This is a genomic window from Phenylobacterium sp., from assembly GCF_036563385.1.
In the GTDB taxonomy this organism is placed as follows: domain Bacteria; phylum Pseudomonadota; class Alphaproteobacteria; order Caulobacterales; family Caulobacteraceae; genus Phenylobacterium.
On the sequence record NZ_DATCML010000006.1, the window covers coordinates 1 to 12,957 of the forward strand.

The following is a 12,957-nucleotide window of genomic DNA, read 5'->3' on the forward strand; positions in this document are numbered from 1 at the left end:
CGGGCGGAGCTTGATCTCCTTGATCTCCACCACCTTCTGCCGCTTGCGCGCCTCGTTCTTCTTCTTCTGCTCCTGGAACTTGAACTTGCCGTAGTCCAGGATCTTGCAAACGGGCGGATCCGCGTTCGGGACGATCTCCACCAGGTCGAGGCCGGCCTCTTCGGCGGCTTCCAGGGCGGCGGAGGTCGGCATCACGCCCTGCTTCTCACCGTTCTGGTCGATGAGGAGGACGCGGGGAACACGGATTTCATCATTGATGCGCGGACCGTCTTTGACGGGCGGCGCCTGCATGGGGCGGCGAATAGGCGAGGCTCCGAGTGTTGTTTCAACGCAAAACGCCGGCGCGCCTCGAGCGCTCCGGTCGCTGGGTAAAGTATATGCGTGAGGGTTGGCGCGGTATCAACCCGCGCCGGCGGTCGCAGGCACGAGAGACACCGCAGCCTGTGCCACCTTGGCCACAGGAAGTTCGGAAAGTTTTTCGGCGCGCAGCACGGCCACCTTCCCGCGGGGAGCCGACAGGGCCGGGTCTGAGGCGCCCGAGAACAGCACCACGGTGGGCGCCCCGGCCGCCGCGGCAAGGTGCAGCGGTCCAGTGTCGTTGCCCACGGCCAGCGCCGCCTTGGCGCCCAGGACGGCGATGCGCGCGAAGTCCGTACGGCCAGTCAGGTCCCGGGCGCGCGGCACGCTGCGTTGGATCGCATGGGCCAGCGCCGTCTCCTGAGGGCCGCCGATGATGACGACGTCGAAGCCCCGCCCGTAGAGGATGCGGGCGAGCTCCGCGTAGCGCTCCACGGGCCAGCGCTTCTCCGGCCGGTGGGCCGAGCCGCCGGGCACGAACATCACATACGGCCTGGGCTTCACCGCGCCTGGCACCGGGCGGTCGGCCGGCTGGTGCTTCCAGATCCACGAGAGGTCCGGCGGCGGCGCCTCGCCCGGTGCGGTCGGCGCGTCCGGCCAGATGCCGGCGTACATCAGCTGGTCGGCCTGGCGCTCCAGCGTGTGCATGTGGTCGCGCAGCTTGTTCCTGTGCGGCAACGAGCAGCCGAGCGCCACGCCCGACCACGCCGGCGGCTTCGGGCGCAGCAGCTGGAAGATGCGGTTGGAGGCCGACGAGGTCTGCAGGTCGTAGACCCGATCGTAGTTCGCGGCCTTGAGACGCTTCCTGAGCGCCATCCACTGGGCGAAGGTCTCCGGCCGGCCGTCAGTCTCGACGGCGTTGAAGTAGGGGCACGACTTCGCCAGCGCCTCGAAGGGCGGGGTGGTCAGCAGGGTGATGTGATCCTTCCGGTGCGCCTCGCGGATCTTCTTCATCGCCGCCAGCGCCAGGACAAAGTCGCCGAGCGCGCCCAGCTTGATGACCAGGATCTTCTGCACGCTCCGGGCCATCAGCGGCGGGCCTCCAGCACCCGTTCGTAGGCGGCCAGCGTGGCCGCGCACATGGCGTCCGTGCGATAGAGCTGGCGGGCTCTGCCCATGGCGAGTTGGCCCATCTCCGCGCGTCCGGCAGGGCCGAGGTCGGCGGCGGCCTTCAGCGCTTCCGCCCATGCCGAGGCTTCGCCCGGCGGCACCAGCCAGCCGGTCACCCCGTCGAGCACGGTCTCCACCGTGCCGCCGTGCGCCGAGGCGATCACCGGCCGGCCCATGGCCTGCGGCTCGACAGCCGCGCGGCCGAAGCTCTCGGGCACGGTGGTGGGCAGGATGGCGACGTCGCTGAGCAGGCAGGCCGCGGGCATGTCGTCACAATGGCCGACGATCTTTACCATGTCCTGAACACCGGCGGTTGAGATCGCCTCGAAAAGCTCCTCACGGTAGTCCGTGCGGCCCTGGTCGTCGCCGGCGAACAGGACCAGCAGGTCGGTGCGCCCCTCCGCTTTCAGGCGGGAGACCGCCTCGATGATGGTCAGGTGCCCCTTGATGCGCGTCAGGCGCCCGGCAAGCAGGACCTTGGTGCGCCGGTCGTCGTCGGCGACGCCCCAGGCGGCGCGCAGCCGCTCGATCCGCTCGGGCGCCACCGCGGCCGGATCGAACCGGTCCAGGTCCACGCCCCGCGGGATCGCCACCACCTTCTCGGGCGGCAGCCCGTGCTCGGCCAGGACGTGGGCGCGGGTGTAGTCGGAGTTGGCGATCACCAGGTCGCCCCGCGTCATCACCGCATTGTACCAGCGCTTGAGGCGCGACCTGGCCTTGTAGATCCCGTGGTAGGTGGCCACGAACGGCGTGCCCGTGGCGCGCGCCGCCCAAAGGGCCGAGAAGGCGGGAGCCCGGCTGCGGGCGTGGACCAGGCTCACCTTCTCGCGCCGAATGAGGTTGGCGAGCCGCCGCCCGTTTGACGCGATGGTCAGCGGATTCTTGGAGTCGGCGGGCAAGGCCACCAGCCTGCCGCCGTCGGCTTCCAACCTGGCCGCCAATCGGCCGCCGCGGCTGGCCACCAGGGCCCGGCCGCCGGCCTGCACCACAGCCCGCGCCACCTCGATGGCCGACAGCTCGGCGCCGCCGGTCTCGAGCTCCGGGACGACCTGCAGGAGGGTGAAGCCAGGGGGGAGGGGCACGCGCCTCCCATAGCCTGAAACGCCGTCTCGTAAACACCGCGCCGGCGGCTTATGACCCGACCATGAGCGAAGAGAGCGGACACCTCGAACGTGGCGGGTATCGCCTCGCCTGGAAGCGTGTGGCGGGGCAGGGGCCGACCGTCGTCTGGCTCGGCGGCTTCATGTCGGACATGGCGGGGACCAAGGCCCAGGCGCTGGCGGATTGGGCGCAGGCGGCCGGCCGCGCCTATGTGCGCTTCGACTACTTCGGCCATGGGGTCTCGGACGGCGAGTTCCGAGAGGGGACGATCAGCCGCTGGCGCGAGGACGCCCTGGCGGTGCTCGACCAGCTCACGGATGGCGAGACCGTGCTGGTCGGCTCCTCCATGGGCGGCTGGATCGCCTGCCTCGTGGCCATGGCGCGCCCCGAACGGATCAAGGCCCTCGCGCTGATCGCGCCCGCCCCCGACTTCACCGAGAAGCTGATGCGCCCCGAGATCCCGCCGGAGGGCCTTGCCGACCTCTCCCGTGACGGCGTTTGGATGCGGCCGTCCGCCTACGGCGAGCCCTATCCGATCACCCGCGACTTGCTGGAAGACGGCGCCCGCTGGTCGATCCTCGAGGCGCAGGAGATCCCGGTGGAGGCGCCCGTCCGCATCCTGCAGGGCGGCGTGGATCCGGATGTGCCCTGGTCGCACGCCCTCCAGCTCGCCAACGGCCTCAAGGCGGCCGACGTGGTCTTCACCCTCATCAAGGACGGCGACCACCGGCTGTCGCGGCCGCAGGACCTCGCCCGGCTGATCCAGGCGGTGGAGGAGCTGTCCTGAAGGCCGTCCATCCGTGGCGGGCTGCGCCCCTGCTTCTGTCCGCCACCATCCTGTTCTGGGCCGGTAATTCCATCGCGGGACGCGCCATGGTCGGCGTGGTCCCGCCCATGGCGCTGGTCTTCTGGCGCTGGGTGCTGGCCCTGGCCATCGTCACCGCGGTGGCCTGGCGGCAGGTGCGCGACGACCGGGCCGAGCTCGTCCGCCGCTGGCGCACGGTGCTGGCCCTCGCCGCCACCGGGGTGGCGAGCTTCGGGGCCCTCCTCTACGTGGGGCTCCAGCGGACCACCGCCCTCAACAGCCTGGTGGTGCAGGCCGCCATTCCGCCCTTGATCATGCTTTTCGCCTGGCTCGGGCTTCGCGAGCGCACCGGTCGCTGGCAGATCGCCGGCATGGTCCTGTCGCTGCTCGGCGTTCTGGTCGTGCTCTCGCGCGGCCGGCCTTGGGACCTGCTGCATCTCGGCCTGAACGGTGGCGACGCCGTGATCCTGGTGGGGGTGGTGCTCTACGCGGTCTATTCGCTGATCTTGCGCCGGCGTCCCGCCGTGCACCCGATGAGCCTGCTGTGGGCCACCTTCGCGGCGGCCGTGGTGCTGCTGGCGCCCTTCTACGTCGCCGAGCTGGCGGCCGGCGCGCGTATGGCGCTCACGCTGCCGGCGCTGCTGGGCGTCGGCTACGTGGCGGTCTTCCCGTCCTTCCTCGCCTACCTGTTCTTCAACCGGGGCGTCGAGCTGGTCGGCTCGGCCCGGGCGGCCCAGTACCTCCACCTGCAGCCCGTCTTCGGCGCAGTGCTGGCCGTGCTGCTGCTGGGCGAGGCCTTCCACCTGTTTCATGCCGCCGGCCTGGTCCTGATCGGCGCCGGGATCGTGGTTGCGGCTCGGGGGGAGAAGGCGGCCTAGCCGCCGGCGGCCAGGATCTCGGCCAGGCCTTCGCGATAGGTCGGCAGCCGTGGGCGCCAGCCGAGTTCCGCCTTGGCCCGGGCGTTCGAAACCCGCTTGCTCTCCGCGTAGAAGCGTATCGCCTGCGGCGACAGGCCGGCCTCGGCCAGTGGGACTTCCGGCGGCGGCTCCCGGCCCAGCAGGCGGGCGGCGTGGGCGATCACGTCAGGGTTGGGCGCTGGCTCGTCGTCGCAAAGATTGTAGATCCCGCCAGCGCGGGGGCGGGCGATGGAAGCGGCGAGTCCCGCCGACAGGTCGTCCACGTGGATGCGCGAGAAGACCTGGCCCGGCGCCACGATCCGGCGAGCCTGACCGGCGCGCAGCCGATCCAGGGCAGAGCGGCCAGGGCCGTAGATCCCCGGCAGCCGGAAGACGGTGACCGTCAGCCCCATTCCGCGGCCGACCTCCAGCCAGTCCCGCTCGGCGGCGACCCGCCGGGCGCCCTCGACGGACTGCGCAGCCAGACGGCTGGTCTCGAACACCCAGCCCCCCTTGCGGTCGCCATAGACCCCCGTCGTGGAAAGATAGCCTGCCCAGTCGGGAAAAGCCCCGGCCGTGGCGAGCGCCGGGACCAGCACGGGGAGCGCCGGGCAGCCCTGCGGCCCGGGCGGGGCGGTGATCAGCAAGGCCTGGGTCCGCGCCAGGGCGCGGGCGATACCCTCCCCATCCGTCAGCAGGTGCGCCGTGACGCCCTCGCCAGCCAGCCTCTCCACATCCTCGGACCGCCGCACGGTGGCGTGCACCGTCCAACCCTGTGGCCGCAGCCGATCGGCCAGGGCGCGGGCGGAGAAGCCGTAGCCGAAGACGAACAGCCGCAAACGCTACTCCGCCGCCACCGCGCCAGCGCTCGTCGCCGCCGTGGCCGCCGCCCGCTCCACGTTCCAGTTGGAGACGCACGGAATCTTCGAAAGGTCGGCCCTGTGCGCGAACGCCCGTGCGATCTCGGCCACCTCCAGGAGCAATCCCTCCTGCAGGGTGATGGGGTCGAGGCCGTACGACAGCAGTCGCCGGTTCTCCACCGCCAGTTCGTTCTCGTCCGCCTCCTGCCGCGGGTTGGGCAAATGCGCCACCGGCGCGCCGGTCAGACGGGCGACCATCTGGGCGAGGTCGCGCACGCGCCAGCACTCGGTCATCTGGTTCATCACCTTCACCCGCTCGCCGCGCTCGGGCGGGTGCAGCAGGGCGAGTTCGACGCAGCGCACCGTATCCTGGATGTTGATGAAGGCCCGCGTCTGGCCGCCTGGTCCGTGGACGGTGAGGGGATGGCCCACCGCCGCCTGCATCAGGAACCGGTTTAACACGGTGCCGTAGTCGCCATCGTAATCGAAACGGTTGATCAGCCGTGGGTCGAGGCGGGTCTCGGCCGTCTGCGTGCCCCAGACGATGCCCTGGTGCAGGTCGGTAATCCGCAGCCGGTCGTTGCGCGCATAGAACTGGAAAAGCAGGGCGTCCTGCGTCTTGGTGAGGTGATAGATCGAACCCGGGTTGGCCGGATAGAGGATCTCGCGCGGGACCCAGCCCTCAGGCGTCTCCACCTTCACCGTCAGATAGCCTTCCGGGATCGCCATGCCGGCGTCGCCGTAGCCGTACACCCCCATGGTGCCGAGGTGGGCCAGATGGATGTCGAGGCCGCTCTCGACGATGGCCGCCAGGACGTCGTTGGTGGCGTTGAGGTTGTTGTCGACGGTGTAGCGCTTGTGGCGCGCCGACTTCATCGAATAGGGGGCCGCCCGCTGCTCGGCGAAGTGGACCACCGCGTCGGGCCGCCAGCTGGTCAGCAGGGCCAGCAGCTCGTCGTAGTCCTTGCCCACCGTCAGCCGATGGAAGCCGATGCTGCGGCCCGACACGTCGCGCCACGCAGCCAGCCGGGTCTCGATATCGACGATCGGGGTGAGCGACCAGGCGCCGAGCTCGTCGTCGATGGCCCGCCGCGACAGGTTGTCGGCGATCGCCACGTCGTGGCCGCGGGCCGACAGGTGCAGCGCCGTCGGCCACCCGCAGAAGCCGTCGCCGCCGAGGATCAGTACGCGCACGGGCCCGCTCCTGTTCTCCCCCAATGAAAGGGCTAGCGCAGAGCGGGCCCCTGCGGAAGGGCGTCTAGAGCAGTTCCCGGATCGCCGTTCGCGCCGCCTCGGCGAGCTCCGGCCGCCGCAAGGCGAAGGCGACGTTGGCCCGCAGGAGGCCGATCTTGTCGCCGCAGTCGTAGGTGGTCCCCTCGTACTCCAGGGCGTGGAAGTCCTGGCGCTTCATCAGGTGGGCCATGCCGTCAGTCAGTTGGATCTCGCCGCCGGCCCCGCGCTCCTGGGTCTCCAGGATCTGGAAGATCTCCGGCTGCAGGATGTAGCGGCCGGAGATGAACAGGTTCGAGGGCTCGGTGCCTGGCGCGGGCTTCTCCACCATGCCGGTCATCCGGTTCAGCCGGCCGTCCTGTCCGTCCAGGGCGACGATGCCGTACTTGTGGGCCTCCCCCTCCGGCGCGGGCTCCACCACCACGATGTTGCCGCCCACCTTTTCGTAGGCGCCGATCGCCTGAGCCAGCGCGCCCGGCTCCGCCGCCATCAGCATGTCGGGCAGCATCACCGCGAACGGCTCGTCGCCGATCACGTCGCGGGCGCACCACACTGCGTGGCCGAGCCCCAGCGGAGCCATCTGGCGCACGAAGCTCATCTGGCCGGGCTGCGGCAGGTCGCGGCGGACCTCCTCCAGGATCGCCGTCTTGCCCTTGGCCTCCAGCGCCTGCTCGATTTCGGGCGAGGCGTCGAAGTAGTCCTCGATCGCGCCCTGCCCACGGCCGACAATGAAGACGAAGTGCTCGATACCGGCGGCGCGGGCCTCCTCTACGATGTAGGAGAGGATCGGGCGGTCCACCACGTTCAGCAGGTTCTTGGGGGTCGTCTTGGCTCCGGGCAGCACACGGGTCCCCAGCCCCGCCACCGGCAGGACCGCCTTACGCACACGCTTCGTCATCGACTCCCCTCTCGACCCTGGCCCCAAGCTTCGCCTTGCGGCGCACACCCAACGCCTGGAAACGCCGAGCGATCCCTGCGCGGTTAGAGGAGGGGGCGCCCCAGGTCCACAGGCCGGTGCGACAAAAATGCGCGTCGTTAGCCTGTTCACGATTTCGGGAGAACACGAAGGCGTGTAAGCTCACCTCAGAAGTCGGGGGAAAACAGTCCTCCAGGGGAAACACCATGAAGCTCCGTATCCTCACCTCGGTCGCCGCCGCCGCCGTCCTCGCCGCCAGCCTGTCCGCCTGCGGCCAGAAGACGGAAGAAGCCCCGGCCACCGGCACCGCCGCTGACGCCTCGGCCACCGCACCGGCCGCCGACACCTCGGCCATGGGCGCGGCCGCCACCACCACCGATCCGGCCGCCGCCGGCGCCATGGGCACGACGACGACCGATCCGGCCGCCGCGGGCGCTACCGGCACGACCGGCGCGACCGGCGCTGCCGGCGCGACCGGGACCACCGGCACGACCGGCGCCACCACGGGCACGACCGGCGCCGCTGGCGCGACCGGCACGACGGGCGGCACGACGAACCCGTAAGATATTCCAGCCTCAGGGCTGGAAGCGGAGCGGCCGCCCCTCGCGGGGCGGCCGTTTTCGTGTGCGCTATTCGACGGTGACCGACTTCGCCAGGTTGCGCGGCTGGTCCACGTCGGCGCCCTTGGTGACCGCCACGTGGTAGGCCAGCAGCTGCACCGGCGCCGACAGCACCAGCGGTGCGATCAGCGGGTCGCAGCGCGGAGCCGTCACTACGACACGAGCCCCCTTCGGCGCATGGCGCTCGCCCTCGGGGTCAGTGATGAAGATCACCTGCCCGCCACGGGCCATCACCTCCTGCATGTTGGAGGCGGATTTCTCGAAATAGCTGTCGAACGGCGCAAGGATGACGATCGGCGTCTGCTCGTCGACGAGCGCAATCGGGCCGTGTTTCAGCTCGCCTGCGGCGTAGCCTTCGGCGTGGATGTAGCTGATCTCCTTCAGCTTCAGCGCGCCTTCCAGGGCCAGGGGGTACATGGGGCCGCGGCCGAGGTAGAGCACGTCCCGGGCCTTGGCGACCTCCTGGGCGATGCTGCGGACCGCGTCCTCCAGCTTGATGGACTCGGCGATCAGCCGCGGCGCCTCCAGCAGCACGCGCACCAGACGCTGCTCCTCGGCCTCGTCGATGCGGCCGCGGGCGCGCGCGGCGGCCACCGCCACGGCGGTCAGCACGCTCACCTGGGCGGTGAAGGCCTTGGTGGAGGCCACGCCGATCTCGGGCCCGCAGTGGATCGGCCAGACCACGTCCACCTCGCGGGCCATGGTGCTCTCGGTGGCGTTCACCACCGCGGCGGTGGTCATCCCCTTGCCGGCGCAGAAGCGCAGGGCCGCCAGGGTGTCGGCCGTCTCGCCGGACTGCGACATGGCGATGGCCAGGGCTTCCTTGCGCAGGGCCGGCTGGCGGTAGCGGAACTCCGAGGCGATCTCCACGTCCACCGGCAGGTCGGCCAGTTGCTCGATCAGGTACTTGCCCATCACGCCTGCGATGTAGGACGTGCCGCAGGCGACGATCTGCACCCGCTCCAGGTTCTTCCAATCGATGTCGCCGGGCACCGCCGTCTTGCCCGCCAGGGTGTCCACATAGGCCGCGATGGTGTGCTGGCACCCCTCGGGCTGGTCGTGGATCTCCTTTTCCATGAAGTGGCGGTAGTTGCCCTTCTCCACCAGGGCGGCCGAAGCGGCCACCTGCCGGATCCCACGTTCCACCGGCTGGCCGGTCTCGTCGAAGATGTGCGCGCCCTTGTGGTCGATGGCGACGTAGTCGCCCTCGTCCAGGTAGCAGATGCGGTTGGTGAACGGCCCGACGGCCAGGGCGTCGGAACCCAGGAACATCTCGCCGTCCCCATAGCCCACCACCAGCGGGCTGCCGCGGCGGGCGCCCATCACCAGAGCGTCCTCGCCCTCCACCAGCACGCCCAGCGCATAGGCGCCGGTCAGCTGGTCCAGAGCGGCCTTCAGCGCGTCCAGCGGCGGCTTGCGCTCGAGTTCGCAGTCAAGGAGGTGGGCGATCACCTCGGTATCGGTCTCGCTCTCGAAGGTCCGGCCTTTGGCCTTCAGCGCCTCGCGCAGCTCGGCGTAGTTCTCGATGATCCCGTTGTGCACCAGGGTGACCCGGCCCGCCTTGTGCGGGTGGGCGTTGCGCTCGGCGGGCGCGCCGTGGGTGGCCCAGCGGGTGTGGCCGATGCCGACGGTGGCCTGCAGCGGCTCGTCGGCCAGCCGCTCCTCCAGAGCACGGATCTTGCCCTGCGCTCGCCGGCGCTCGACCTTGCCGCCGACGACACCGGCCACGCCCGCAGAGTCATAGCCGCGGTACTCGAGGCGCTTGAGGCTTTCGATCAGACGGTCCTGCACCGGACGCGTGCCGACGATGCCGATGATGCCGCACATGAGGCCTTTGTTCCTTTGTGGTAGAGCGCGATGCTTGCGCACACGCCTGTAACGCTGCGGCTTTAGCATCGGCTAAGCTGTCAGCCACTAAATCTCAGTTTCCGATCGTTTCGAGAGCATCCGATGAGCAAGCGCGCCTACTTCGGCACCGACGGCATCCGCGGCCAGGCCAACCGCCACCCCATGACCGCAGAAGTGGCCCTGCGGGTCGGCATGGCCGCGGGCAAGCTGTTCATGTCGAAGGACGACCGTCGCCACTTGGTGGTGATCGGCAAGGACACCCGGCTGTCGGGCTACATGATCGAGCCGGCGCTGGTGGCCGGCTTCACGAGCGTCGGCATGGACGTGCGCCTGTTCGGGCCGCTGCCGACGCCTGGCGTGGCCATGATGACCCGCTCGTTGCGCGCCGACCTGGGCGTGATGATCTCGGCCTCGCACAACCACTTCGCCGACAACGGCATCAAGCTGTTCGGGCCCGACGGCTACAAGCTGTCGGACGACCGCGAGCTGGAGATCGAGGCCCTGATGGACCAGGGCCTGCAGGAGGGCCTGGCTACGCCCAATGGCCTTGGCCGCGTGCAGCGGATCGACGACTGCCAGGCCCGCTACGTCGAGATCGCCAAGGCCTCCTTCCCGCGTCGCCTCAGCCTCTCGGGCATGCGCGTGGTCATCGATTGCGCCAACGGCGCCTCGTACAAGGTCGCCCCGGAAGCGCTCTACGAACTGGGCGCCGAGGTGATCCGGATCGGGGTCACGCCGGACGGCTTCAACATCAACGACGAGTGCGGCTCGACCGCCCCGGCCGCCATGCAGCGCGCCGTGAAGGAATACCGCGCCGACATCGGCATCGGGCTCGACGGCGACGCCGACCGCCTGGTGATCTGCGACGAGAAGGGCCAGATCGTCGACGGTGACCAGATCATGGCGCTGATCGCCGACCATTGGGCCCGCAGCGATCGGCTGACCGGCGGCGGCGTGGTCGCCACCGTCATGTCCAACCTGGGCCTTGAGCGCTACCTGGCGGCGCGCAAGCTGAAGCTCGAGCGCACCCAGGTGGGCGACCGCTACGTCATGGCCCGCATGCGCGAAGGCGGCTTCAACCTTGGCGGCGAGCAGTCAGGCCACATCATCCTCTCCGACATCTCCACCACCGGCGACGGCCTCATCGCCGCCCTCCAGGTGCTGGCGGTTCTGAAGGAGAGCGACAAGCCGATGAGCGCGCTCGCCCGTCAGTTCGAGCCCGCGCCCCAGAAGCTGGAGAACGTGCGCTTCTCCGGCGGCAAGCCGCTGGAGGACGCCCACGTGAAGAAGGCCATCGCCGAGGCCGAGCAGCGGCTCACCGGCATCGGTCGCCTGGTCATCCGCCCCTCCGGCACCGAGCCCCTGATCCGGGTCATGGCCGAGGGCGACGACGAAAAGCTCGTCAGCCAGGTGGTCAAGGAGATCGTCGGCGCGGTGAAGAAGGCCGCGGCCTAGCCTCCGTTCACACGGGGTGGGAAGGGAACCGACAGCTCTGCAGCTTTGCAGAACAGTCCTGCGCTCCCGGCGATTGTTCCGTCTGACGGCGTAGCTTAGGACCCCCGCTCCGCGAACGGAGGTCGTCGAAGCCTCTGGGCGTCCATCGGGAGCACAGGGTTTCCATGAAGCGTCTTCTCCGCTGGGCCGGCCTCGGGCTGGCCAGCCTGGTCACGGTCGTGCTCTGCGCGACGCTCGGCGCCTTCGCGGCCAGCGAGCTGATGATCCGCCGCTCCTATCCCAAGGCGCAGGTGAGGATCGTGGCCGCCGCCGAGCCGCAGGCGGTGGCCCGCGGCCGTCGCCTGGCGGTGCTGAACGGCTGCCACGACTGCCACGGGGAAGCCTTCGAGGGCCGTCTCTTCCACGACGAGATGCCCCTGCTGCGGGCCTGGGGCCCGAACCTGACCCTAGCCGCCGCCGAGCAGACCGACGCCGACCTCGACCGGGCGATCCGCAAGGGCGTGGCCGCCGACGGCCATACGCTCTGGGTCATGCCCTCCGAGGCCTTCGCGAGGCTCACAGATGCCGAGGCGGCCGACCTGCTGGCCTACATCCGAAGCTTCCCAGTCACCGGCGAGCGCCAGCCGCGCCTGCAGGTCGGGCCCATGGGTCGCGTCGGCGTCCTGCTCGGCAAGTTCGATTCCGCGCCGGCCATGCTGAAGAAGGAGGGCGCCGTCCAACTGCCCTTTGTCGGCCCCGAGCACGAGGCGGGCCGCGACGTGGCGCGTACCTGCATCGAGTGCCACGGGCCTGCGCTGGAAGGCCGTGAGATCCTCAAAGCGCCGGACCTCGCCATCGCCGCCAGCTACGACCTCGCCGACTTCGAGACCCTGATGCGCACCGGCGTCGCGGCGGGTGGTCGAGAGGTGGGGCTGATGAGCGGCGCCTCACGCACCCGCTTCCATGCGCTCAGCGCCGCCGAAGTGAAGGCGCTGCACGACTATCTCCGGGCCCGCGCCGACAAGGTGTTGTGAGCTGCCGCTGCGGCAACCCTACCCAGGTGTGAAGACTTGTGTCAGCATCGACACATGGCTGCGTCGCTCGATCGACGTGCGCCAACAAAAAGAATGGGTTGGAGGAAACATGCGGCCTGACCTCGCCTTCGGCGGGGCGGCGCGGCCCATGGTCGGCAAGGGCGTCAGCTCCATTGCCTGCCTGGCGTTCGTGGTCGTCCTGGCGCTCGCCTTCTGGACCGGAGCCGTCTGGCTCGGCCAATTGCTCTTCAACCTCACGTCGAGCGGCATCTGATCCCGAGGCGCGGCGCGCCTCCCGAGGATCCTACGGCCGCCCCACGCTCGTGTAGGCGAAGCCGCGCGCCTGCATGTCGTCGGGCTTGTAGATGTTGCGAAGGTCGACCAGCACCGGGCGGTTCATCAGCAGCTTGATGCGGTCGAGGTCCAGCGCGCGGAACTGGTCCCACTCGGTGATGATGACGAGCGCGTCGGTCCCCTCCGCCACCGCATAGGGATCCGACTTGAACTCAACGTCCTTCAGCATGTGCTGCGCCTCGTGCATCCCCGCCGGATCGAAGGCCTGCACCCGCGCCCCGCGCGCCTGCAGCGCCGGCACGATGTCGAGGCTCGGCGCATCGCGCATGTCGTCGGTGTTCGGCTTGAAGGTCAGCCCCAGCACCCCGATGGTCTTGCCGGCCAGGTCCTCGCCGTCCACGGCGCCGGCCACCTTGTCGGCCATCGCCTTCTTGCGGGCGTCGTTGACCTTC

At 69.9% G+C, this 12,957-nt stretch carries 14 protein-coding genes; 6 read left to right on the top strand and 8 right to left on the bottom strand.

Going from position 1 to position 12,957, the window contains the following annotated elements; translation table 11 throughout:
• The 3 genes from infC to VIL67_RS06595 all read right to left on the bottom strand — a co-directional run.
• Positions 1-291: translation initiation factor IF-3 (gene infC, locus VIL67_RS06585; RefSeq protein WP_332048075.1), on the bottom strand; the 291-nt coding region annotated here is incomplete at its 3' end.
• A 108-nt stretch (positions 292-399) separates the two neighbouring features.
• A complete protein-coding gene (locus tag VIL67_RS06590; protein WP_332048076.1) occupies positions 400-1,386 on the bottom strand; it encodes a glycosyltransferase family 9 protein in 987 nt (328 codons plus the stop codon).
• Positions 1,386-2,549: a glycosyltransferase family 4 protein gene (locus VIL67_RS06595; protein WP_332048077.1), complete on the bottom strand. Its 1,164-nt coding sequence runs from the start codon at positions 2,547-2,549 to the stop codon at positions 1,386-1,388. Before VIL67_RS06595 ends, VIL67_RS06590 begins: the two co-directional genes overlap by 1 nt.
• A gap of 62 nt (positions 2,550-2,611) precedes the next feature.
• Between VIL67_RS06595 and VIL67_RS06600 the strand changes: the two genes are divergently transcribed.
• Together VIL67_RS06600 and VIL67_RS06605 are read left to right on the top strand one after the other, a co-directional pair.
• Complete coding sequence (locus VIL67_RS06600) at positions 2,612-3,355, top strand: alpha/beta fold hydrolase (protein WP_332048078.1); 744 nt, start codon at positions 2,612-2,614, stop codon at positions 3,353-3,355.
• 35 nt (positions 3,356-3,390) lie between these two features.
• Entirely contained in the window at positions 3,391-4,251 is an 861-nt protein-coding gene (locus VIL67_RS06605; RefSeq protein ID WP_332048088.1) for a DMT family transporter, read from the top strand.
• Here the strand turns inward: VIL67_RS06605 and VIL67_RS06610 are convergent.
• The 3 genes from VIL67_RS06610 to VIL67_RS06620 form a co-directional block, all read right to left on the bottom strand.
• Positions 4,248-5,108: an SDR family oxidoreductase gene (locus VIL67_RS06610; RefSeq protein ID WP_332048079.1), complete on the bottom strand. Its 861-nt coding sequence runs from the start codon at positions 5,106-5,108 to the stop codon at positions 4,248-4,250. The two genes, VIL67_RS06605 and VIL67_RS06610, sit on opposite strands and share 4 nt — an antisense overlap.
• 3 nt (positions 5,109-5,111) lie before the next feature.
• Positions 5,112-6,323 (bottom strand): NAD-dependent epimerase/dehydratase family protein, encoded by a 1,212-nt coding sequence (locus VIL67_RS06615; RefSeq protein WP_332048080.1) that lies wholly within the window; start codon positions 6,321-6,323, stop codon positions 5,112-5,114.
• A gap of 64 nt (positions 6,324-6,387) precedes the next feature.
• Positions 6,388-7,257: a UTP--glucose-1-phosphate uridylyltransferase gene (locus tag VIL67_RS06620; RefSeq protein ID WP_332048081.1), complete on the bottom strand. Its 870-nt coding sequence runs from the start codon at positions 7,255-7,257 to the stop codon at positions 6,388-6,390.
• A 224-nt stretch (positions 7,258-7,481) separates the two neighbouring features.
• On the opposite strand from VIL67_RS06620, the gene VIL67_RS06625 reads away from it, so the two are divergent.
• Positions 7,482-7,838, top strand: a complete 357-nt coding sequence (locus VIL67_RS06625; protein ID WP_332048082.1) for a hypothetical protein — start codon at positions 7,482-7,484, stop codon at positions 7,836-7,838.
• Between the two features lie 66 nt (positions 7,839-7,904).
• On the opposite strand, the gene glmS is transcribed toward VIL67_RS06625, so the two are convergent.
• Positions 7,905-9,722: a glutamine--fructose-6-phosphate transaminase (isomerizing) gene (gene glmS / locus VIL67_RS06630; protein ID WP_332048083.1), complete on the bottom strand. Its 1,818-nt coding sequence runs from the start codon at positions 9,720-9,722 to the stop codon at positions 7,905-7,907.
• 123 nt (positions 9,723-9,845) lie between these two features.
• On the opposite strand from glmS, the gene glmM reads away from it, so the two are divergent.
• From glmM to VIL67_RS06645, 3 genes are all read left to right on the top strand, one after another.
• Positions 9,846-11,198 (top strand): phosphoglucosamine mutase, encoded by a 1,353-nt coding sequence (gene glmM, locus VIL67_RS06635; protein WP_332048084.1) that lies wholly within the window; start codon positions 9,846-9,848, stop codon positions 11,196-11,198.
• A 164-nt stretch (positions 11,199-11,362) separates the two neighbouring features.
• Entirely contained in the window at positions 11,363-12,211 is an 849-nt protein-coding gene (locus VIL67_RS06640; protein WP_332048085.1) for a cytochrome c, read from the top strand.
• Positions 12,212-12,320: 109 nt separating this feature from the next.
• Positions 12,321-12,485, top strand: a complete 165-nt coding sequence (locus VIL67_RS06645) for a hypothetical protein (protein ID WP_332048086.1) — start codon at positions 12,321-12,323, stop codon at positions 12,483-12,485.
• A 30-nt stretch (positions 12,486-12,515) separates the two neighbouring features.
• On the opposite strand, the gene VIL67_RS06650 is transcribed toward VIL67_RS06645, so the two are convergent.
• The coding region (locus VIL67_RS06650) for a UDP binding domain-containing protein (protein WP_332048087.1) at positions 12,516-12,957 on the bottom strand (442 nt) is incomplete at its 5' end.

What these genes read in the sequence shown, in the direction of transcription:
- VIL67_RS06590 (WP_332048076.1), bottom strand. Translation starts at nt 1,386, where the DNA reads ATGGCCCGGAGCGTGCAGAAGATCCTGGTCATCAAGCTGGGCGCGCTC.
- VIL67_RS06600 (WP_332048078.1), top strand. Translation starts at nt 2,612, where the DNA reads ATGAGCGAAGAGAGCGGACACCTCGAACGTGGCGGGTATCGCCTCGCC.
- VIL67_RS06620 (WP_332048081.1), bottom strand. Translation starts at nt 7,257, where the DNA reads ATGACGAAGCGTGTGCGTAAGGCGGTCCTGCCGGTGGCGGGGCTGGGG.
- VIL67_RS06625 (WP_332048082.1), top strand. Translation starts at nt 7,482, where the DNA reads ATGAAGCTCCGTATCCTCACCTCGGTCGCCGCCGCCGCCGTCCTCGCC.
- glmS (WP_332048083.1), bottom strand. Translation starts at nt 9,722, where the DNA reads ATGTGCGGCATCATCGGCATCGTCGGCACGCGTCCGGTGCAGGACCGT.
- glmM (WP_332048084.1), top strand. Translation starts at nt 9,846, where the DNA reads ATGAGCAAGCGCGCCTACTTCGGCACCGACGGCATCCGCGGCCAGGCC.
- VIL67_RS06640 (WP_332048085.1), top strand. Translation starts at nt 11,363, where the DNA reads ATGAAGCGTCTTCTCCGCTGGGCCGGCCTCGGGCTGGCCAGCCTGGTC.
- VIL67_RS06645 (WP_332048086.1), top strand. Translation starts at nt 12,321, where the DNA reads ATGCGGCCTGACCTCGCCTTCGGCGGGGCGGCGCGGCCCATGGTCGGC.